The sequence below is a fragment of the Neobacillus paridis genome, from assembly GCF_016765675.1.
Classification (GTDB): Bacteria; Bacillota; Bacilli; order Bacillales; family Cytobacillaceae; genus Neobacillus; species Neobacillus paridis.
This window is the reverse complement of the sequence record NZ_JAESWB010000247.1, coordinates 156,059-176,677: the sequence shown is the minus strand read 5'-3', so window position 1 is coordinate 176,677 and position 20,619 is coordinate 156,059. Positions and strand designations below refer to the sequence as shown.

19 protein-coding genes, 1 pseudogene and 1 riboswitch are annotated in these 20,619 nt (G+C 39.5%); of the genes and pseudogenes, 10 read left to right on the top strand and 10 right to left on the bottom strand.

The annotated features are described in order from the left end of the window. The first annotated feature begins 210 nt into the window (after positions 1-210). A riboswitch (Lysine riboswitch) is annotated at positions 211-400 on the top strand. Between the two features lie 101 nt (positions 401-501). Next, the gene (locus JK635_RS17400) at positions 502-1,977 is read left to right on the top strand and encodes an amino acid permease (protein WP_202655222.1); all 1,476 of its coding nucleotides are present in this window, start codon (positions 502-504) and stop codon (positions 1,975-1,977) included. A 165-nt stretch (positions 1,978-2,142) separates the two neighbouring features. Here JK635_RS17400 and asnS read toward each other — a convergent pair whose 3' ends face one another. After that, positions 2,143-3,534 carry an asparagine--tRNA ligase gene (asnS, locus tag JK635_RS17395; RefSeq protein WP_202655221.1) on the bottom strand — a complete coding sequence of 464 codons (1,392 nt, stop codon included), beginning with the start codon at positions 3,532-3,534 and terminating at the stop codon, positions 2,143-2,145. Between the two features lie 278 nt (positions 3,535-3,812). Between asnS and JK635_RS17390 the strand changes: the two genes are divergently transcribed. Beyond that, positions 3,813-4,043 carry a hypothetical protein gene (locus JK635_RS17390; protein ID WP_202655220.1) on the top strand — a complete coding sequence of 77 codons (231 nt, stop codon included), beginning with the start codon at positions 3,813-3,815 and terminating at the stop codon, positions 4,041-4,043. Positions 4,044-4,289: 246 nt separating this feature from the next. Continuing rightward, positions 4,290-4,424, top strand: a complete 135-nt coding sequence (locus JK635_RS17385; RefSeq protein WP_202655219.1) for a BA3454 family stress response protein — start codon at positions 4,290-4,292, stop codon at positions 4,422-4,424. 59 nt (positions 4,425-4,483) lie between these two features. On the opposite strand, the gene helD is transcribed toward JK635_RS17385, so the two are convergent. After that, the gene (helD, locus tag JK635_RS17380) at positions 4,484-6,814 is read right to left on the bottom strand and encodes an RNA polymerase recycling motor HelD (RefSeq protein ID WP_202655218.1); all 2,331 of its coding nucleotides are present in this window, start codon (positions 6,812-6,814) and stop codon (positions 4,484-4,486) included. A gap of 396 nt (positions 6,815-7,210) precedes the next feature. On the opposite strand from helD, the gene JK635_RS17375 reads away from it, so the two are divergent. Then, the gene (locus tag JK635_RS17375; protein ID WP_202655217.1) at positions 7,211-7,744 is read left to right on the top strand and encodes a YceI family protein; all 534 of its coding nucleotides are present in this window, start codon (positions 7,211-7,213) and stop codon (positions 7,742-7,744) included. 48 nt (positions 7,745-7,792) lie between these two features. On the opposite strand, the gene JK635_RS17370 is transcribed toward JK635_RS17375, so the two are convergent. Next, positions 7,793-8,281 carry a L,D-transpeptidase family protein gene (locus JK635_RS17370; RefSeq protein WP_202655216.1) on the bottom strand — a complete coding sequence of 163 codons (489 nt, stop codon included), beginning with the start codon at positions 8,279-8,281 and terminating at the stop codon, positions 7,793-7,795. A 130-nt stretch (positions 8,282-8,411) separates the two neighbouring features. Beyond that, positions 8,412-9,917: an aminotransferase class V-fold PLP-dependent enzyme gene (locus tag JK635_RS17365; protein ID WP_202655215.1), complete on the bottom strand. Its 1,506-nt coding sequence runs from the start codon at positions 9,915-9,917 to the stop codon at positions 8,412-8,414. A 379-nt stretch (positions 9,918-10,296) separates the two neighbouring features. On the opposite strand from JK635_RS17365, the gene JK635_RS17360 reads away from it, so the two are divergent. Continuing rightward, positions 10,297-11,172 carry a MerR family transcriptional regulator gene (locus JK635_RS17360; protein WP_202655214.1) on the top strand — a complete coding sequence of 292 codons (876 nt, stop codon included), beginning with the start codon at positions 10,297-10,299 and terminating at the stop codon, positions 11,170-11,172. A 69-nt stretch (positions 11,173-11,241) separates the two neighbouring features. Further along, positions 11,242-11,793 (top strand): MerR family transcriptional regulator, encoded by a 552-nt coding sequence (locus JK635_RS17355; protein WP_306792962.1) that lies wholly within the window; start codon positions 11,242-11,244, stop codon positions 11,791-11,793. 93 nt (positions 11,794-11,886) lie between these two features. Here the strand turns inward: JK635_RS17355 and JK635_RS17350 are convergent, their stop codons facing one another. The 3 genes and pseudogenes from JK635_RS17350 to JK635_RS17345 form a co-directional block, all read right to left on the bottom strand. Beyond that, the gene (locus tag JK635_RS17350; protein WP_202655212.1) at positions 11,887-12,354 is read right to left on the bottom strand and encodes a GreA/GreB family elongation factor; all 468 of its coding nucleotides are present in this window, start codon (positions 12,352-12,354) and stop codon (positions 11,887-11,889) included. Between the two features lie 285 nt (positions 12,355-12,639). Further along, positions 12,640-12,804, bottom strand: a pseudogene (locus tag JK635_RS28685) (oligoribonuclease); the annotation flags it as partial. A 15-nt stretch (positions 12,805-12,819) separates the two neighbouring features. Next, positions 12,820-13,473: a DHHA1 domain-containing protein gene (locus JK635_RS17345; RefSeq protein WP_235888181.1), complete on the bottom strand. Its 654-nt coding sequence runs from the start codon at positions 13,471-13,473 to the stop codon at positions 12,820-12,822. Between the two features lie 308 nt (positions 13,474-13,781). On the opposite strand from JK635_RS17345, the gene JK635_RS17340 reads away from it, so the two are divergent. Continuing rightward, a complete protein-coding gene (locus JK635_RS17340) occupies positions 13,782-14,906 on the top strand; it encodes an ABC transporter ATP-binding protein (RefSeq protein WP_202655211.1) in 1,125 nt (374 codons plus the stop codon). Continuing rightward, positions 14,906-16,459 carry an ABC transporter permease/substrate-binding protein gene (locus tag JK635_RS17335; RefSeq protein WP_202655210.1) on the top strand — a complete coding sequence of 518 codons (1,554 nt, stop codon included), beginning with the start codon at positions 14,906-14,908 and terminating at the stop codon, positions 16,457-16,459. Before JK635_RS17340 ends, JK635_RS17335 begins: the two co-directional genes overlap by 1 nt. A gap of 41 nt (positions 16,460-16,500) precedes the next feature. Here JK635_RS17335 and JK635_RS17330 read toward each other — a convergent pair whose 3' ends face one another. Continuing rightward, on the bottom strand, positions 16,501-17,121 hold the full coding sequence (locus JK635_RS17330; RefSeq protein WP_202655209.1) for a GntR family transcriptional regulator: 621 nt from the start codon (positions 17,119-17,121) through the stop codon (positions 16,501-16,503). A 150-nt stretch (positions 17,122-17,271) separates the two neighbouring features. On the opposite strand from JK635_RS17330, the gene JK635_RS17325 reads away from it, so the two are divergent. Together JK635_RS17325 and JK635_RS17320 are read left to right on the top strand one after the other, a co-directional pair. After that, the gene (locus JK635_RS17325) at positions 17,272-17,838 is read left to right on the top strand and encodes a DUF2238 domain-containing protein (RefSeq protein WP_202655208.1); all 567 of its coding nucleotides are present in this window, start codon (positions 17,272-17,274) and stop codon (positions 17,836-17,838) included. Positions 17,839-17,850: 12 nt separating this feature from the next. Next, complete coding sequence (locus JK635_RS17320) at positions 17,851-18,447, top strand: DUF2238 domain-containing protein (RefSeq protein WP_202655207.1); 597 nt, start codon at positions 17,851-17,853, stop codon at positions 18,445-18,447. A 51-nt stretch (positions 18,448-18,498) separates the two neighbouring features. On the opposite strand, the gene JK635_RS17315 is transcribed toward JK635_RS17320, so the two are convergent. Together JK635_RS17315 and JK635_RS17310 are read right to left on the bottom strand one after the other, a co-directional pair. Then, complete coding sequence (locus tag JK635_RS17315) at positions 18,499-19,860, bottom strand: aspartate kinase (protein WP_202655206.1); 1,362 nt, start codon at positions 19,858-19,860, stop codon at positions 18,499-18,501. A 95-nt stretch (positions 19,861-19,955) separates the two neighbouring features. After that, positions 19,956-20,576 (bottom strand): NUDIX hydrolase, encoded by a 621-nt coding sequence (locus tag JK635_RS17310; RefSeq protein ID WP_202655205.1) that lies wholly within the window; start codon positions 20,574-20,576, stop codon positions 19,956-19,958. Positions 20,577-20,619: the final 43 nt, after the last annotated feature.

Sequence of the window (20,619 nt, the reverse complement as noted above, 5' to 3'; positions counted from 1 at the left end):
AGCATTAAAAGAGTTGGCCGGTTTTTAAAAAAGACAAATTTTCTATCAAGAGAGCACTCTAAATAAGTGAATCCGCTTTCACTTCTGTGGGGATAAAAAAACTGCCCACAAATACTTGACTCAAACCATATTTAGTTTCCATTTGACATTCAATAAATAAAATTTATACTATATAAGTATATTAACTTTATATATTAAATCCTCATCAACCGATGGGGTAGAGGTCGCAGTTTTTATTAGTAGGATGGACGAGATGCAGAGACATTGGCAACTCCATTTGAAAGGAAAAACTGCCGAAGTGTACTTTTTTCTCTGGAACAGTATGCTGGGGCTGTCTCCGAAAAGGAACAGAACTGTCACGTGCGGACCACCTATCCAAACGTGTTGAGCTATCTTTCGGAAGGTATGATGCGGGGTATAGACACTTGCCACCTGTATCTGCTTCGGTGGCATTTTTTATTCCAACCTCCTTCCCATTCTATTAAAAAAGGAGTCCTAATTATGCAAAGTGCAAACGCACTAGAAAATGAAGCTTATACAGAAGCCAACAACGTCGAGACAAGCGAACTGAAACGAAGCTTAAAATCCCGGCATCTTACGATGATTTCGCTGGGCGGAACGATTGGCACCGGCCTATTTCTTGCCAGTGGCGGTGCAATTCATACCGCAGGTCCCGGTGGTGCAATTCTTTCGTACATCGTTATTGGGATCATGGTTTACTTTTTAATGCAAAGCTTAGCCGAAATGGCTGCCTATATGCCGGTTGCCGGCAGCTTCAGTACCTATGCTACAAAGTTTGTTGACCCATCTCTCGGCTTTGCTCTAGGATGGAATTATTGGTATAACTGGGCAATTACGATTGCCGCTGAACTTTCTGCCGTGACGATGATTATGAAGTTTTGGTTCCCTCATACACCTTCATTATTATGGAGCAGTATTTTTTTAGTGCTGATGTTCTTATTAAATTACCTGTCTGTTAAAGGATTTGGTGAAGCAGAATATTGGTTTTCACTCATAAAAGTAGTTACAGTCATTATTTTTATTGTTACAGGAACGTTAATGATTTTTGGGATTATGGGCGGTGAAGCTGTCGGCTTTAAAAACCTTACCATTGGTGATGCCCCGTTCCATGGCGGCTTTATGGCGATGCTGGGGATCTTCATGGCGGCTGGGTTTTCCTTCCAAGGTACAGAACTGTTGGGAGTCGCTGCCGGAGAAACAGACGATCCAGCCAAATCGATACCGCGGGCCGTTAAATCAGTATTTTGGCGGATCCTCCTATTCTATGTATTAGCAATTTTAGTTATTGGATTACTCATTCCCTATACAAATAAAAGTTTACTTAACGGCGATGTATCTGTAAGTCCGTTTACCCTTGTTTTTCAAAAAGCAGGGATTGCTTTCGCCGCTTCAGTCATGAATGCCGTTATCCTTACGGCGGTATTGTCTGCAGGTAACTCTGGGATGTACGCTTCAACCCGGATGCTTTGGGATTTAGCCCGCGATGGTAAAGCACCAAAATTCCTGGCAAAATTAAATAAAAATGGCGTACCGGTAAATGCTTTAATTGTGACCACTTTAGTGGGAACTCTCGCTTTTCTTGCTTCCTTCTTCGGTGATGGAACAGTATATATATGGCTGTTAAACGCTTCAGGGATGTCAGGATTTATTGCATGGTTGGGTATTGCGATTTGCCATTACCGTTTCCGGAGAGCATTCATTGCACAAGGTAAAGACTTAAGCTTGTTACCTTATAAAACGAAACTGTTCCCATTTGGACCCCTTTTCGCTTTTGCTGTATGTGCCTTCGTTATCTTGGGGCAAAACTACTCAGCCTTCCTTGGAAACCATATCGATTGGAATGGTGTTTTAGTTTCCTATATTGGTTTACCGCTATTTCTGGCACTTTGGCTTGGCTATAAATTTATTAAGAAAACAAAGCTTATTCCGTTAGAGAAATGTGATCTTGAAGTATAAGATCTTAAAACAACACGCTTCCACTGCGTGTTGTTTTTTTAGCTAATAAAAGAAAGTATAAATTCAACTGCGCCTCTATCTTCGTCCTTAAGGACTCGCCAGTCGGCGAGTTTTCATTTATAGAAAAGAAAAAAACAGACCCCCTACGAGTCTGTTTTTTCAATGTTAAAATTCTGCATTACCTGGTGTTCTTGGGAATGGGATGACATCTCTGATATTGGTCATACCTGTTAAATACATAATCAGCCGTTCGAAGCCGAGGCCATAGCCCGAGTGCTTTGTGCCTCCATACTTTCTTAATTCCAAATACCACCAATAATCGTCTTCATTCATGTTAAGTTCCTTAATTTTTGCGGCAAGTACATCTTCACGTTCTTCACGCTGACTGCCGCCAATTAATTCACCAATTCCCGGAACAAGCAAATCTGTTGCAGCAACGGTTTTATGATCTTCATTTAATCGCATATAAAATGCCTTAATTTCTTTTGGATAATCTGTTACAAACACCGGTTTCTTAAACACTTTTTCACATAAATAGCGCTCATGTTCAGTTTGCAGATCTAAGCCCCATTCGACCGGATAAGCAAAATTTTCCCCTGATTGTTTTAACAGTTCAATTGCTTCTGTATAGGTTACCCGCGCAAATTGGGCGTTGTGAGCGTTTTGCAGACGATCCAACAACCCTTTTTCAACAAAGCTGTTAAAGAAGGTCATTTCCTCCGGAGCATTCTCCAACACATAACCGATGACATATTTCACCATCTCTTCAGCCAGGTCCATAATGTCAGGCAGTTCCGCAAACGCTACTTCGGGCTCAATCATCCAGAATTCAGCAGCATGTCTCGCTGTATTGGAATTTTCCGCCCTAAAGGTCGGTCCAAATGTATAGACATTGCGGAATGCCAAAGCAAAAGCCTCTGCAGAAAGTTGTCCACTGACAGTTAAATTGGTCTCTTTGCCAAAGAAATCCTGGGTATTATCCGTTTGACCCTGTTCATTTTTCGGCAGGTTATCCATATCCAGAGTAGTCACTCTAAACATTTCACCCGCACCCTCGGTATCACTGCCTGTGATAATGGGCGAATGGACATAAACAAATCCATTTTCCTGAAAAAATCTATGAATCGCATAAGCTGCAAGCGATCTGACGCGAAAAACAGCAGCAAACGTATTGGTTCTTGGCCTTAGATGAGCAATCGTTCTTAAATACTCAAACGTATGTCTTTTCTTTTGCAGCGGGTAATCGACATTTGAGGTTCCTGCAATCTCAATATTGGTTGCCTTAATTTCAAATGGCTGCTTAGCTTGCGGAGTATAAATAAAATCTCCTTCCACCTTAAGCGATGAACTGATCGGCAGCTTCGCAATTTCCTTGTAATTTTCCAAGCTGTCATCAAAAACAATTTGAACACCTTTAAAAAAGCTACCATCATTTATCTCGATAAATCCAAAAGTCTTGGAATCGCGGATCGTGCGGATCCAACCTGAAATTCGTACCTGTTGGTCAATATAGTTTTCAGTGTTTCTGTACAAATCCTTCACTAAGGTCTGTTTCATCTGAGTTTCCTCCTAAACTTATGTATCAACTCCAACGACGAGTGTAAACAAAAAACCTCCCATCCCCACGGAACGAAAGGTAATCATCGCCATTACCAATTGCCTGTTATTCCTCCAATATTATATAAAAGTCGCATTAAATAAGCAATATCCAAAGGAATTCCGGATATTTATGTGTTTTTATTAAATTTTCAGAAAAAAGCAGGAAACTAGTAGATTAAAAACGAATTATAAGGATAATCGGATCCATGATTCAAAGATTCAAAAGGAGTGGTAATGTGGATAAAGTTACTTGTATAGCCTATTTTCTTTACAAATCGGCGAGAAGTCAAGAAATCAAAGAACAAGCGATTCAATTACTTAATGGCGATCTGTCAATTCGTGATTTAAAACGAAATCATTCTCTTTCAGCCCATGTAGTTATGGCAGAATCGATGGTAAAAAAGAATAAAATAGATAAAAATCAAGTACGGCTGTTTGCCGAGGAATTTATGATTGTTGAAGTTTAAAGGCTTTCCAATTGGAAGTTTTTTCTTTCCCTATCGTTGTCCTAAAGCATTTTTCTTCTATTTTGGATGTTGTTTTGTTACAATATAAAAACCCTCTTTTTAAAACTTCTTTAAACATCGGTTCATACTCTCTGTTTTCAAAAACTTTTCAGCGGTAAATTTCTAAATAGAACGGACATATTTTGGAATATTTTCTCATTTATTTATTTAATAAAACTAAATTTCATAAAGAAAGGTGATTAAATTATGATGCAAATTGAAGTAGCGATTACTTTCGAAGGAAGAAGTTATTTAACTAATGTTATTGCTGACCGAAACACATCAGATGAGGAAATTATGCGACTTGCTTTTGAACAAGTGGAGAAACAATGGAAAAAATAAAGTATTGGTAAAGAAAGCTGTATGCCACAATATCCAACATACAGCTTTCTTGTTTTATACTAAATTTTTTTCTCAATTCTATAGGTTTCCTGCGGTATGTTGTTCATTAGTGCATTCATGCCTGAGGCAGCCATTAAATGCAGCTCGTGCATGGCCCTGGTACAGACGGTATAAAATAATTTCCGTTCTCTTTCTCTCTTGTATTGGGAAATATCATAGAGGATAACAGCATCAAATTCAATTCCTTTGGCTAGATAAGAAGGAATAACATTGACTCCTTTCTCATAGGTAAGCGTCCCTTTTTCAATTAAATGAAGCTGGACTTCTTTCCTCAAGGCCTTGAAAGCTTGTTTACTTTCTTCAGATGTCCTGCAGATAATTGCAATCGTTTGATAGCCTTCAGCTTGCAACTCGTTTATTCTTTCAATGATACTGTCATGTAATCGCATTCTGTCAGTCAACGTGACCACAGGCTTCTTACCTGAACGGTTAAAGGGTTCAATTTTACCTCCTTCTGGGATTAATGCCTTGGTAAATTCAACAATCTCCTTGGTGGAACGGTACGTTTTTGTTAAATAAAAGGTTGCAAGATCCTCTTCAGCGGTTGCAAATCCATTTATAACCGTTTCCGCCTCGGTAACTCCTGAAAAAATCGCTTGATTATAGTCACCAAGCAGTGTCATTTTACTATATGGGAACAGTCTGTGAATAAAAGCAAACTGAAACGGTGAATAATCCTGGGCTTCATCAATAAAAATATGACGGATTGCGGTACTTGCCTTCCTACCTTCAATTAAATCCTGCAAGTAAGCATATGGCACAGCATCCTCATAAGGCATTACCCTATCGTTTATTTGCTTGGCTGTCAATCTGCTTATCTGCGGCCATTTGGGTGGAAGCTCGTTAGCACCATAATCCCCGTTAAATAATTGCAGATAAATTTGTGGCATATCAATGAATTTTAAATTCTTCACCATTGAAAATAACGGTTTGAACCTTTGCTTCACGACCATTTCCGAAAGCAGTCTTTGTTCGCGCTCAAAATCATCAAATGTCGCCTCAGAAAACCTTTGCTTTTTCTGAAGCTGCTTAAAGGCTTCCATATAGTCCTCTTTATCTAAAAATTGAATTTCTTCCTCAACCCAGCTTCTGGTCCGCTCCCGTTTCATCGCACTTTTAAGTTCTCGCAATAGCCATTCTTTAACAAGCTGGATCCGATTGGGAATGCTGATACTTTGATCTAATGAATAGAAATATTGATGAATGTCCCGTCTCGAGATGAATGTCTCCCCTCTAAACGTTAAATCGCGAAAAATTAGTCCGTCAGCTGATAAATTCCTGGTATATTGGTCTATTATATCTTTAAATTGAAGACTTGCTTTAAAGCGAATCCCTTCAAGCCTTATCCAATAATCCGGATCTTCTTCTTGCTTTAATAAATATTCCATTTGCATAAATGGATCTTCAACAGCAAAATTCTTCCCAATCCTTTGATACAAGTATTCCTGAAAGGTCGCTTGCTGCATATTTTCCTCACCAAGCTCCGGAAGAACAGTAGCCACATAACTATTAAACAGAGGATTGGGTGAAAATAGCATGATATTTTCTGAACTAATTGTTCCGCGGTAACGATACAACAAAAAAGCCACACGCTGCAGTGCCGCAGAAGTTTTACCGCTGCCGGCTACTCCTTGCACAATCAGATATTTACTTTTTTCATTGCGGATGATTGCGTTTTGTTCCCGTTGAATCGTGGCAACAATACTTTTCATTTGAGTGCTGGCACCAGCCCCAAGCACCTCCTGAAGCATTTCATCACCGATGGTTACACCGGTATCAAACATTCCCTTGATTTCTGCAGCCCTAATGATAAATTGACGCTTCAGTTTCATTTCACCCTGGATCACACCCGCAGGCGTCTGATATTGGGCAGGTCCTGGCGGATAATCATAATAGAGGCTCGAAATCGGAGCGCGCCAATCATAAATCAAAAAATTTTCATCCTGCTGATCCATTAATGAGGCAATCCCCAGGTAAACGGTATCCACTGCTTTTTCACCCTCTTCCAAAAAATCAATCCGTCCGAAATAGGGTGAATATCTTAATCTTACAAGGGTTTTGAGCTGTTGGTCCAATTGTCTGTGGGTCCGTTCACGTTCTGAGAGAAGTTCTGCCTGCTGTTTAATGCTGGCAGCCGTTTCAATCATATCATCCGGTTCATCCAAATTGACGGTTACATCCTCCCAAAAGGTTTTTCGTAGCTCAAGAACATCTGAAGTTACACTGCCGGTATTCTTTTTAAGTCGATTTATCTTATTGTCTATTTCACTTACTACTGAATGGACTCTTTTTTGCTCCATTTGCCAGTCCTTGCTTTGCCATTCACTCATGCCACCACTCCCATAATAAATTATTCATTCATTCTGTTGACATCCTCGAAAAAATATGATAATGTTATTATTGGGTATTTATATATTCAATAATAACATTATCGTTTGTACCAAATGTCATTTTAACATGCTTCTTTTTCATTTTCAAGGATTTGGTTGTAAAAAAAGTAACGCCACTTAGGCGTTTTTATTATACGTTTTTTCTTCTCTTCCATTCCCCATCCCTTTTAAAATGAAGTTCATATCCCTACATTCCAGAAAAAATAAACACCCGTATTAAAAAAAAGTGAAAAATAATTGACATTTATAAAATTCCTTTTTATAATTTATTTTGAATTAAGTTATTTTAAATTCAAGATAAATAATTTCAAAGTAATTTTTAGGAGGAGAAGGAAAATGACAAAACAAAAATGGACTCTTGATTCTGCTCACAGCAGCGTCGATTTTTCAGTTCGTCACATGATGATTGCCAACGTGAAAGGAACATTTCAAAATTTTTCTGCTGAAATTGTGGCAGATCCAACCGATTTAACTACCGCAGAAATTGAATTCACAGTGGAAACCGCCAGTGTTGATACACGTAATAAAGAGCGTGACGCACACTTGGTTTCTGCCGATTTCTTCGATGTTGAAAATCATCCAACGATGACATTTAAGGCAACAAATATCGTGAAAACTGACGAAGGTGAATATAACGTAACGGGTGACTTAACCCTTCGCGGCGTAACGAAACAAGAAACATTTACGGTTACCTTTGAAGGGTCAGGAAAAGACCCATGGGGAAATGAAAAGGTTGGTTTCAGTGCAGAAGGTTCGATCAACCGTTCAGACTACGGTCTTGTATGGAATGCGGCGCTTGAAACCGGCGGCGTTCTTGTCGGTGATAAAGTTAAAATCAACTTGCAAATTCAGGCTGCGAAAGCCGAATAGTAAGCCAGGGAAGACAGATTTAACAGATTTGTCTTCCCTTTTACTGTTTCACGGCTTTATGATCACTTGTGTACCATTGGGTACGATTTCGGCTAGTTGTAGGACATCCCGGTTATACATGCGGATGCAGCCATGGGATACTGCTTTTCCAATTGAACCGGGATCGTTTGTCCCATGAATGCCATAGCCATGTTTGGATAGTGTAAGCCACATGACCCCATACGGTCCACCAGGGTTTATTTGTCGATTGACGATGACAAATTCTCCCGGAGGTGTTCTTGTCAGCATCTTTCCGACAGCAATCGGAAAAATTCGCATTAGTCTTCCATTATGGAAAAGGGATAATCTTCTTTTGTTTACTGAAACTTGAATCGTATAGGGAATCGTACTTGGCTCCGGGAGTCCAGGTATCCGAATTCGTTGACCGACGTGAAGATGGCCAATTCCCGGATTGGCAGCATGTAGACTGTTAAGACTAACCCGATAATCAGCGGAGATGGAAGAAAGTGTTTCTCCAGGTTTAACGACATGAATCATAAAGGGTCACACCTTTTTCATTAGAATATGCCCTTTTATGCCGAAGGTTGACTTAACTTTTGACAAAGGGCAGGCTTAACACTGGATACTTTACCTTCCCTCAACAAGGCACCCCACCCTATGGTATTCGCTAGGACTCCATCCTAAATAATGGAGTTAAATCTTCTCTTTTAAAATGAATATAAAAATAATCATTACTGGCAGGATCATATTTATAATCCTTTTTCCATTCATCGATATTAAGAGCAATTTCTTTCACTGCCCGGGTAAACACTAAAATCTCTTCATTTGTCATAATTGGATGAAGAGAATAACGGACCCAGCCCGGTTTTGTTGACAGGTCGCCTTGGTTGATTTTATCAGTAATTTGTTTAGACATATTCTTGTCAATGTTAAATAAATAATGGCCATATGTTCCGGCGCATGAGCAACCGCCCCTGACTTGAATACCATAGCGGTCATTAAGCAGCCGGACAATCAGATTATAATGGATATTTTCAATCGTAAAGGAAACAATCCCCAGCCTGCTTTTTACCTGTCCTTCTAGGATGCGGAGTCCCGGAATTTCTGCCAGCATTGGTAATAAAAGCGCTAACTGCTCCTTCTCCCTTGCTAGGATATTGTCAATCCCCATCTGCTCCTTTAGCTTTAGACAAAGGGCGGTACGGATCGCCTGCAGAATTCCTGGAGTGCCGCCGTCCTCACGAAGTTCAATATCCTCATAATATTGATGCTCTCCCCATGGATTTGTCCATGCGACCGTTCCCCCTCCGGGATGATCTGGAACCTTATTCACGTATAATCTGGAATCGAACACTAATACCCCGCTTGTTCCCGGTCCCCCTAAAAACTTATGCGGCGAGAAAAAAATCGCATCGAGTTTTTCCATTGGGTCTTGCGGATGCATATTCATTTTGATATATGGTGCTGAGGCAGCAAAATCGATAAAGCAAAGTCCGCCATGCTGATGCATGATTTTCGCCAGCTTGTGATACGGAGTTTGAATGCCGGTTACATTGGAACAAGCCGTAAAGGAACCAATTTTCATTTTTCGATTATGATAACGAAGTAATAACTGTTTTAAGTGACCGATATCCACATCGCCATTTTCATCAGCTTTTATTATTTCCACATCAGCCAGCGTTTCCAGCCAAGATGTTTGGTTGGAATGGTGCTCCATATGTGTCAGAAAAACAATTGGTCTTTCATCTACAGGAAGCGCAATCCTGGCTTTCAAGCCTTCCGGCACTTTGATTCCCAAGATTCGTTGAAATTTGTTAATAACGGAGGTCATCCCAAAACCATCAAGAATGACCACGTCATAGGGATCAGCATTAACATGTTCTTTAATCATTTCCTTTGAATGCTTATAGACTCCCGTCATCATTAAACTGGTTATATTTGATTCCGTATGTGTATTCGCCATATACGGTCCAAACACATCGGAAATACGCTCCTCAATAGGGCGGTAAAGACGCCCGCTTGCTGTCCAGTCCGCATAAATGATTTTCTTTTTTCCATAAGGGGAAGCAAATTCCTGATCCATCCCAATTGTTTGCGAACGAAACGTGTGAAAATATTGCTCAAGGTTAGTTGGAATCCGATAGGTTTTACTGCCAAGATTTGCCGTAATCATCTTTTTCCACCTCCATCTTTCTGATCCTGCTTACCAATATATGCAACAACCTATTTGGAGGTAAAAAAGGATTTCAAAATTTGTTACTGATCAAAACATATAGGCACCCAGATAATTGTTTGGACGTAATAATTAATTTGTCGCCAGATAATCATTATATTTTGCCACAATTCATAAACCTCTTTTCTACAATACTCAAGCATATTTTTCAAATATTTTGTAACAGGCAGTAAATTTGCAAAATATTGTTGTGATTTCATACTTCAAGTCTTGTTTTGAGAGCTTTTGTCAAGCAGCAGGAAAATCATATACCGATTGGTGAATTACATAGTCATAGACAAAATATTTCCTAGATAGATATAGAAAGGGATGGATTTTGATGAAGACCTATACTTTGAAGGAAGTGGCTAAAAAAATAAATATTGCTCCAGGGATTATTCGGAAATGGGAGAAAGAGTTGAAGGAAGTCATAGAGATTCCCCGCACAAAGCAAGGTGCACGAATTTATACAGATACAGAAATTGATCTGCTCATTAACGCCAAGAAATTGTACGACCAAAAATTGAGCAAAGAAACGATACGGCTTCAGTTGCAGAGAAAGTCAGTTCAAGAAGAAAGCGTAGATGAGTCTGTAAAAGTCGGAACTTCTTTAGAAGTGATTGATGAACCAATCTCCGCTTCACCCGTTAATAAAGAAGTAAATGAACAGGCCCATCTCTTTTTTGAGGCGATCGATACTTACAAGAATCATTTTATTCATGAAGTAAAAGAGGAAATTCGTCATGCTGTCCGTAAAGACGTTATTGAAGAGGTCAGAAAGGAAATCTCAAAAGGAACGCTGACAACCGTAAAGTCGATTTCGGATGCGATTTACAAATCATCCGCCAAAACTCAAGCTGAGATTGAACATCTTTCTAAGGCAGTTGAAAAGAATGCTGATCTAACTGCCGACAAGCTCCAATATCTTGCTCATAACATCAAAAGCAGTGCGATCGAAACATCCGATGACATTTTTACTCTTACAAAGCAATTGACAGATTCGACAAATGCTATTTCCCATTTCATCAATGATACAAATGATGAATTAGCCAATATAACAGAAGCTATTTCCCTTGACCGGGAATTCTTTGCTGAAGAGAGGCAGCAATACCTCCATGAAATAAGACAAAGGGAAGCAGCCTTTCTACAAATGTTGGCAAATTTCAGGGATGTTGCTGCAGCCAAGGAAAAAAAGTGGTGGAAATTCTGGTCATAACTGAGCTGCTGCCCTCGGCTTGATTGAAAATAAATAATTCATTTTTAACCTAGTTGCCGTCCATGTCTATTGTTTAATTTATATTTGGAGGGATATGTTATGAATACTGCGGAAGTGGCAAAATTATTAGGGGTATCTGTAAGCACGGTACAGCGCTGGGTCAAGCAGTTGGAACTCCCGATGGGACGAAATGACCGGGGACATTATTATTTTAAAGAGGAGGATATTCAATTATTACAAAATATCCAGGAACAACTACAAAATGGAGCGATCCTCGCGGATATTGCCCCCGTAACCGCAAAGAAAAGCCCGCGAAAAGGAGCGATAAGGTCCGTTGGAAATGATCAAACCGTCGAATATTTATTATCAAAGGTTAAAGAAATTGAAATAAATCTGCAGGCAAAAGCAGATTCCGTTGCCTCTTATCAATTACTTCAGCATCGAAGGGAAATTGAAGAGTTGCAAAATCAAATAATAGAGCTCAACCAAAAATGCGAATTGCTGCAGAAGGAATTAAATGCTCTTAAACCTGTGCCCTCTGCTGAAAAGCCGTACGTCCTGGATGAAGGGAAAGTAAAAAGAAAAAAGAAAAATTTTGTTAGCTCATTATTCGGATTTTAATATAATTTATTTTCCAGCAGCTAATTAACATGACCGACCAGAGAAAGTAAACTGTTCGGTCATGTTAACAAAAAATAAAAACGTTTACAATAATTATGCTTCTTTGGTCCTTCTCTTCATTTCAAATAAATTCCCCACATAGGAAATCTCCTTGATGGTCACTTGGAGTTTACCGGTTGGCACCTTCAATGAAATCTTTTCCCCCATTTCTTTAAGCAGTAGCTGTCTGCCAACCGGGGATAAAAAGGAAATAAAGCCACGATCCGGGTCGGACTGCTCCGGAAAACAGATGACATACTCCTCGAAATCATCTTCATCATCATATTGAACCGTAACCTTGGTCCCAATATATACTTTCGAAAAGAATGAAATAACCGCATTCTTACGATTTTGATTTAATAATTCCTCTACTTCCAAAACATACAAATTGAAAAAGTGTTTTAATCGTTCCTGAATTGGGGTGGAAGAAATATAAAGATTTGTTAAGTCTTTTATATTCTCCTCAATATAAGCTAATTGTTCACTAAAAAAATCCTTGTTCTGAAGTGTACTATGGTTCATAGTAGATAGCCTCCTGACTAGGATCGAACCTTCTGCAAAACTTCATTAATTTTTTCATGATAAATTCCTCCTTAAATAAAAAAATGAACCTTCCAAATGTACACAAAACCTCTGGCTTTTTCCAGCTGGCAAAAAGCCAAAGCTTATCGTATACCCCGAAAGGATAAAATGATAATCCTTAAATTGTTGGAAGATCTTAACATAATATTACCATACCTAAACAGAAAAATCCCGAAAATCGATAAAGCGAAATTCGCAGAATATTATGCATCTGTAAAAAGACTGTTAAACGCCCATTATTTCATGCAAACGCCCGCCAATAACCGCTGGATAATTTTCCTTTAATTCCTCCACGGAAATGTTGAACAGGCCGGCAAGCTCTCCGAGAAAATCATGATCGTGACGAAGCCAGGATGAATAATTTCTTTTTATATATCGTTCAGCCGCGGGAAAGGATGAAAAATCTTAAGTTAACTTTTTTCCATTATGAACAATTGTAAACTTCTTGTCAGTCTGCCGAATAATATAGGATATTTCGTCTATGTGATTTCGATAGCTTACAACGTAGGGCGACTCCTTCACATTAAATTCATTCCTGTCTGCATCTGATTTAAGCGGCGGCAGTTCGAATACATTTAAAACAAAGGTTGCAAACGCTGTGCTTGTCAAATCTGCACCGGAAGCTTTTGGGTGTCCGCCCCCTCCATAAGTTTTCGCAAACTCCGCGACATTTACCTCATCATGAATCGTTCGAAAGCCAATTTTTTTACTGCCTACATTTATCAGGGCAATCATATCCAAATGCGGATTCAAATTATTTAATGCATTGCCAAGTTCTGATAAGTACTGTTCTGCATGAACGATTCCCACACAATATTGCTTGACAAAGGTTTGGACCATTCGTTGAGCGAGTTTCTTCTCTATTTCCACATTTACGGCTAAATCTGTTATGTATGTTTCTTCCCTATCATTTTCGGAATTGGCAATAAATCGTTCTACTCTTTGATTCAAATTCCGATAGGAACAATAGGAGACCTTAGCTTGTTCTCCGAAGGCAATTTTGGCAATTACCCCGCAACCAAGCCCATCTAAATCATTATCTGTAAAAAGTTTTACCATAAGCTACCACCATTCTATTGTATTTCCAAACTATAGTTTGGATGTTCAGCACGATCCTTATACAAAAACAAGAGCGCAATTCTAGCATGAATATTCTTCACGTCTAGGTTCATTTACACATATTTCCTACCCCGGATTCCTTATTAAAGGCAGCATAAACATTTACTCATCCACCATCTCTATTCAAGTTTACCTAATAACTAGTGATTTTAATAGAATAAGGCTTACAATTCATTTCCAGCTTAATCGACAATAAGCAACTTTTATGTTATAATCAGGTTGTTACTTTTTTCGAAGGAGGACATTGAATGATCGAATTTAAAAATATTGTTAAGAAGTACCGCACCAAAACGATTATAAATCATTTTTCTTTAAAAATTGATGCGGGCGAACTTGTTGTGTTTATTGGTCCCAGCGGCTGTGGTAAAACCACTTTGTTAAAAATGATCAATAAACTAATCCAACCCACATCCGGACATATTTATGTTAACGGCAGCGATATTTCCGCGATGAATCCGATAGAACTGCGCAGAAATATCGGTTATGTGATTCAAAATACCGGTTTATTTCCACATATGACGATTAAAGAAAATGTCGAGTTAATTCCGAAACTTAAAGGCGAAGACCCGGGAGACATTGATAAAAAAACCAGAAAGTTACTTCAGATGGTAGGTCTGGATCCAAAAGAATATCTGAATAGATATCCTCAGGAGCTGTCCGGCGGTCAACAGCAGCGCGTAGGGGTTGCCAGAGCCTTCTCAACAGACTCGGAGATTATATTAATGGATGAACCTTTCAGCGCGTTAGACCCCGTGACCAGGACAACACTTCAAGATGAACTTTTCACCATGCAAAAGGAACTAAACAAAACCATCATTTTTGTTACCCATGATATGGATGAAGCGATAAAGATCGCAGATAAGATTTGCATTATAAAAGATGGCGATATTCTCCAATATGATTCTCCTGAAAATATACTCAAAAATCCTGCAAATGAATTTGTTGCTGATTTTATTGGGAAAAGAAGAATCTGGAACAATCCGGAATTATTGACTGCTGTAGACTTCATGATTCAAAACCCAGTAAAAATCACGGCAAAGCGCAATGTTCTTCAGGCGATTGAAATAATGAAAGAAAATAAGGTTGATAGTTTGATGGTGACGGACAAAAATAACTTTTTACTTGGGTTAGTCACATTAAAAGGAATTCAACTGCAAAACCGAAATCTTTCAGTTGAAGCGCTAATGGAGAAAAACGTTCTTTCTGTTTCAGATGATGCGAATTTAATTTCTGTATTAGCAACGATGAATAAACATCGAATTGGTTATGTTCCAGTTGTAAACAAGCAAAATCAATTAATTGGACTAATCACAAGGAGCAGTATTTTATCAGCACTAAGCAGCCAATTAATAGATATGGAGGTGGCTTTTTAGTGACAGATTTATGGAACTATGTAACATCAAATTATGAACAAATTCTAAACTTAATCGGACAGCATATCTATTTGAGTGTTATTGCTGTCTTGATCGCTACAGTAGTCGGGATTCCACTTGGAATTTTAATTTCCAGGGAACAAAGATTGGCAAAACCGATTATTGGGACAACCAATGTGATTCAGGCGATCCCAAGTTTGGCCTTGCTCGGGTTCCTCATTCCTTTCATTGGGATTGGCAGTACACCAGCAATTATCATGGTTGTTCTTTATTCACTGCTTCCGATTGTAAAAAATACTTATACCGGGCTTACGAATATTGATCGGGATATTCTGGAAGCTGCCAGAGGAATCGGGCTGACTAAAAGTCAAACGATGAGAAAGGTTCAGCTTCCACTGGCTTTGCCAATGATTATGGCAGGCATTCGAATTTCAGCCGTTACGGCCGTTGGTTTGATGACCATTGCTGCATTTGTCGGTGCGGGCGGTCTCGGTTATTTAGTCTTTTCCGGGGTCCAATCCGTGGATAATGCGATGATCTTGGCTGGTGCCATTCCTGCCTGTCTGCTTGCCTTATTAATTGACTTTGTCGTCGGCAGGCTTGAAGCCTCTCTTTCTCCTACAGGGAAGCAGAAGTCAGCTGCTACCGGCAAGACAACGAAGAAATTAATTATTTCATTTGCAGCGATAATCCTTATTGCTGCCGGGTGCATCACACTTTTTTCAAAAGCAAAGGCAGAAGACAAAATTGTCATCGGCTCCAAAAACTATAATGAGCAAATCATCTTAGGAAATATCGTTGCCGATTTAATTGAAGATAAAACTGATTTACAAGTTGAAAGAAAATTAAACCTTGGCGGCTCCCAAGTGACCTTCAGTGCGATTAATAAAGGTGATATTGATGCGTATGTTGAATATACAGGCACCGCATACGTTAGTATCTTAAATCAGAACACAATGAATAACCCTGAAAAGGTGTATGATTATGTAAGTAAGCAATTTCAGCAAAAATACGGGATTAAATGGTTAAAACCGCTTGGGTTCAATAACACGTATGCCATGGCGGTTCGCCAGGACACCGCCCAAAAATACAGACTTGCTACGGTATCTGATTTAGCGAAAGTCAGTGACCAGCTTATCCTCGGTCCGACCATTGAATTTTCGACACGAGATGATGGTTTAAAAGGTCTTACCAAGACCTATCAAATGAATTTTAAAGATGTAAAAGCGGTGGATGGCGGATTACGCTACACGGCATTGGATCATCATAAAAGTGATGTCATTGATGCTTTCTCCACTGACGGCTTAATTAAGGCCTTTGACTTAAAGCTGTTAAAGGATGATAAACACTTCTTCCCCCCTTATTATGCGGTTCCAATAATAAAAGAAAAGACATTGCAAGAACATCCGGAACTGAAGAAGGTACTTAACTCCCTTGCTGGAAAGCTGACGGAAGATAAAATGCGTGAGCTGAATTATCGAGTTGACAGTCTAAAGCAATCCCCAGCGAAAGTCGCAAAGGAGTTTTTACAAGCTGAGGGTTTAATTGATTAATAAATACAGAAACCTGCTTTCACATAAAAGCAGGTTTCTTATTACTCCCCTTTTAAAAAGTGTACTACCCGGTCGTATGTTCTTTCATCACCGACCACAAGCAGAACATCATTTTCCAGAATTGAAGCATAAGGTCCTGGTGAAATAATTAACTCTCCATTCCGTTTTATCCCGATTACCGTTCCTCCGGTGTTCTGCCAAAATTTCAATTCGGAGATGGACTTCCCAATATAGCGGCAGTCCGGAAATATGTCGACTTCAATCGGTGTTAATGGGTTTGTATGACGCAGCCTTCCAGAATAATCGATGATTTTTCGCAATGTTTCGTATAACTGTTCATCCAGCATGGTTCTTTGAGCAATAAGTGAATTCATTCGCTTTTCCAGCTCTTTCATGCTTGCTAAGTGGGAAAAACGTGAGATATATTTGAATGCCTTTTCCTTTGAAGCAATCACGATCCCGCTGCCCTTTGTGGAATGAACAATTTCAACATCCTCTAATATCTTGATGGCCCGCCGTACCGTTTCAGGAGATACCTTGTATTCGCTGGCTAAAGTCGATCTGCCATGAATTTTTTCTCCCACTTTTAATTTCCCATCGTAAATCCGATTTGCTAAATCAATCGCAATTCGCTCATAAATTGGTATTTGCGTCCTTTCCATAGCTTCCTCCAAGGTTTCATTCAAAAAAACAATTCTATCGATTATTATATATAATAACAATATACTGTTTTTGCTTACTTGTTGTAAAACCATTAGATTTAAATCATTTTGGACATACTTGAGAGTATACTCCTTCAACTGAGGTGCTTTATGAAACGGAAAATGATTATTTGGTTAAGTATCCTGTTTATCTGCTTTATGGCCTCGTTATTTGCCTATTATTTGATTAAGAATGATTCGTCCCGGTGGCAGGTTGCCCTTGGTGGTATTTTAGCGAGCGCTTTACCACTTCTGCTGCTAAAACTAAAGGACAATCCATTTAATATACCGATTATTCTCGGCTATTATCTGTTTCTCTTTTGTTCATTATTTCTTGGTTCGATTTCTAGCTTTTATCTCCATCATAAATGGTGGGATTCGACCTTGCACTTCTACAAAGGTGTCTATATTGGTTTTGTCGGAATTGCCCTGTTTAAACGGTTGATACCGGCAAGGGTTCGAAGAGATGTATCGGTGTGGATCCTATTTCTTTTTGTCCTCTCACTTGGGGTTTTGGCCAGTGTTGTTTGGGAAATTTATGAATTTGTCGGTGATTTAACATTTACGCATACGATGCAAAGAGGGGGAAATCAAGATACGATGCTTGATTTATTATGGGGTTCTGCCGGTGGACTGCTTGTCAGCCTGTACTCCTTATATAGAAAAAAGCACGTGTAGGAGGATGAATTTATGAATCGAAAAGTTGTCATCATCTTAAGTTCTGCTTATGTCATTTTCATGGCTATTTTAGCAGTTTATTACTTTAGTCAAGGGGCCTCATTTAAAGCGACTGTGGCTATCGGCGGAATAGCTTGCGGGGCCATTCCGCTATTGCTGGCTCTGTTTACTAAACTGCAGTTTAACTTGCCGATTGTCATTTCCTATTTAATCTTTTTAGTCGGCTCGCAATATCTAGGCTCCATCCGCGGCTGGTACGGTCTAGGCTGGTGGGATACATTTGTCCATTTTATCAGTGGGGGGATTATTGCCTTTACCGGAATTGCTTTATATGAAAGAATGATTCACCGAAACGCAGGGAATGCCATTTCCCCTTGGTTTGTGTTTTGGTTTACCCTTTCGTTCGCCTCACTTGGCGGTGTTCTATGGGAAATCTATGAATTTAGCTGTGATCAGTTTTTGGGCATGGACTTACAGGGCGGCGGCAATAAAGACACAATGACGGATTTAATTGCTGATGTCGGAGGAGGATTGCTAATTGCCTGCTGGAGTGGGATTAGAACAAGATTCAAGCTGCAGAAAATGAAAGACCTTCCTAATGAACAATGAAAAGAGCAGGGCTAAATTTTTATTTTAGCCCTGCCCATTTAATTGCCGTCACTATACTGGTACGGCGGCAAAAAATTCTTCATATATGGCTTTCACTGCTCTTATTTCATCGACTTCTTTTACACCAAACATCATGCTGACTTCTGACGAACCTTGGTTGATCATTTCAATATTAACATTGGCCTTTGCTAATGCCTTCGAGGCTCTTGCCATTGTCCCGATATTATGGCGCATTCCCTCGCCGACAACCATAATCAGAGCCAGGCTATGCTCAAAAATTACTTCATCTGCCTGCAATTCCGTTTTAATACGATGTATAATTTTTTTCTCCTTTTCGGCATCTAGCTGATTTTCTCGCAGAATGACAGATAAGTCATCGATACCGGAAGGAGTATGTTCATATGATAACCCAAAATCCTCTAAAATACTTAAAAGTTTCCGTCCAAAGCCAATTTCTCGATTCATTAAGTATTTGCTTACATATATGCTGCAGAATCCCTCATCTGAGGCAATGCCAATAACCGGTCCATTCGTATTGTCCCGTTCCGCAACAATTCTTGTTCCATGAGCCTGGGGGTTATTGGTATTTTTAATATGAACCGGAATTCCAGCACGAAATGCCGGAACAAGAGCCTCATCATGGAGTACAGAGAAACCGGCATAAGAAAGCTCCCGCATTTCCCGAAAGGTAAGTTCCTTAATTTCTTTAGGTCGATCAATGATCGACGGATTGACTGAAAAAACAGCATCAACATCAGTAAAGTTTTCATATAAATCCGCTTTTAAGGCGTTGGCCAGGATCGCCCCGGTTATATCTGAACCGCTTCGAGAGAACGTGTATACATCCCCTTCCTTGCTGTAACCAAAGAAACCTGGGAAGACGAGAATCTCGGAGCGTTCGCGAAGTTTATGCAGCTCCGTATAGGCCTCAGGAAGGACCTGAGCATTACCTGGTTCGGCGGTAACAAAAAGGCCAGCTTCTTTTGGGTTAACATAAGCAGCCTCCAGTCCTTTTTTACAGAAAAAAGCGGCAACTAATTTTGCATTATTGTCCTCCCCACTAGCTTTCAGCAAATCGATGAACCGCTCAGGATTGCTTTTATCTGCATTTAACCTAGTGGTTAAATCATCGCTAATTTCACTAATGATTTCAGCCGGAAGGGCCAGTTCAGCCGCAATTGCTGCATATCTTTGAATCAAGGCATCGAAATGCTTTTTCGGCTCTTCATTCACCAAGCATTTTTTTGCACATTCTATTAACAAATCTGTTACTTTTATATCTTCCGGATATCGCTTCCCTGGAGCCGAAACGACAACCACCTTTCGCTCAGGGTCCGAAACGACAATATCGAAAACCTTTTCCAATTGTTCCCCTGAGGCTAAAGACGAGCCACCAAACTTAACGACCTTCATATTTACCTCTCCTAAGTTTTAGAAATATAATTTTAATTTTATTACAATTCGCAAAATAATCAAGACTTTTTTCCGCCTGATGTGGACATTTGTCTTTATCCAGCAGACACCAATTCAATAAAATGAGCTAGTATCCTTGCGGTTAAACCCCAAATGGCTCGACCTTTGTATACATAAAAATATTCATCAATCCCTCGCGACCGCCACTTATAGTTTTTACCGCCGACAAGCAGTTCAAAAGGAAAATCAATATCCGGTGTTGCTTTAAATTCAACATGATGTATTTCGGGAGGATGTTTTAAAAAATAGGTTAACGGGACTGTGAAAATTTCCTCCACCTCAGAGCGGTTATAATTTAACCTTTCCGCTTGTTCGATCAATCCAACAAAGGGATAAATCATCATTCCAAACGGAGAAACCATATAATCCAAAGGATATACCTCCGATATATCACTCGTATCGATACCTAATTCTTCCTTCGTCTCACGGATCGCAGCGGCTTTTTCATCAGCATCTTCAGGATCTATTCTTCCTCCCGGAAAACAAATCTCACCCGGCTGACGTCTTAATTGAAGCGAACGTACTTCAAATAAAACATGAACTCCGTCATCCTTTTTCATAAGTGGTACCATGACGGCATATTTGGATAAATTGCGGCTTCCCAATATTGTTGGAGTGTGCTGCTGTAATCTTAACCAAATCGCATCTAGTTCCATATTTACACCCCTCATTCAGCAATATTTTCTTTAGCTTAACATT

Bases quoted from the DNA above. Each gene is read 5' to 3' on its own strand.
- JK635_RS17320 (WP_202655207.1), top strand. From the start codon at position 17,851: ATGAATCGAAAAGTTGTCATCATCTTAAGTTCTGCTTATGTCATTTTC.
- JK635_RS17315 (WP_202655206.1), bottom strand. From the start codon at position 19,860: ATGAAGGTCGTTAAGTTTGGTGGCTCGTCTTTAGCCTCAGGGGAACAA.
- JK635_RS17330 (WP_202655209.1), bottom strand. From the start codon at position 17,121: ATGGAAAGGACGCAAATACCAATTTATGAGCGAATTGCGATTGATTTA.
- JK635_RS17340 (WP_202655211.1), top strand. From the start codon at position 13,782: ATGATCGAATTTAAAAATATTGTTAAGAAGTACCGCACCAAAACGATT.
- JK635_RS17385 (WP_202655219.1), top strand. From the start codon at position 4,290: ATGATGCAAATTGAAGTAGCGATTACTTTCGAAGGAAGAAGTTATTTA.
- JK635_RS17345 (WP_235888181.1), bottom strand. From the start codon at position 13,473: ATGGTAAAACTTTTTACAGATAATGATTTAGATGGGCTTGGTTGCGGG.
- JK635_RS17310 (WP_202655205.1), bottom strand. From the start codon at position 20,576: ATGGAACTAGATGCGATTTGGTTAAGATTACAGCAGCACACTCCAACA.
- asnS (WP_202655221.1), bottom strand. From the start codon at position 3,534: ATGAAACAGACCTTAGTGAAGGATTTGTACAGAAACACTGAAAACTAT.
- JK635_RS17400 (WP_202655222.1), top strand. From the start codon at position 502: ATGCAAAGTGCAAACGCACTAGAAAATGAAGCTTATACAGAAGCCAAC.
- JK635_RS17350 (WP_202655212.1), bottom strand. From the start codon at position 12,354: ATGAACCATAGTACACTTCAGAACAAGGATTTTTTTAGTGAACAATTA.
- helD (WP_202655218.1), bottom strand. From the start codon at position 6,814: ATGAGTGAATGGCAAAGCAAGGACTGGCAAATGGAGCAAAAAAGAGTC.
- JK635_RS17365 (WP_202655215.1), bottom strand. From the start codon at position 9,917: ATGATTACGGCAAATCTTGGCAGTAAAACCTATCGGATTCCAACTAAC.
- JK635_RS17375 (WP_202655217.1), top strand. From the start codon at position 7,211: ATGACAAAACAAAAATGGACTCTTGATTCTGCTCACAGCAGCGTCGAT.
- JK635_RS17370 (WP_202655216.1), bottom strand. From the start codon at position 8,281: ATGATTCATGTCGTTAAACCTGGAGAAACACTTTCTTCCATCTCCGCT.
- JK635_RS17325 (WP_202655208.1), top strand. From the start codon at position 17,272: ATGAAACGGAAAATGATTATTTGGTTAAGTATCCTGTTTATCTGCTTT.
- JK635_RS17360 (WP_202655214.1), top strand. From the start codon at position 10,297: ATGAAGACCTATACTTTGAAGGAAGTGGCTAAAAAAATAAATATTGCT.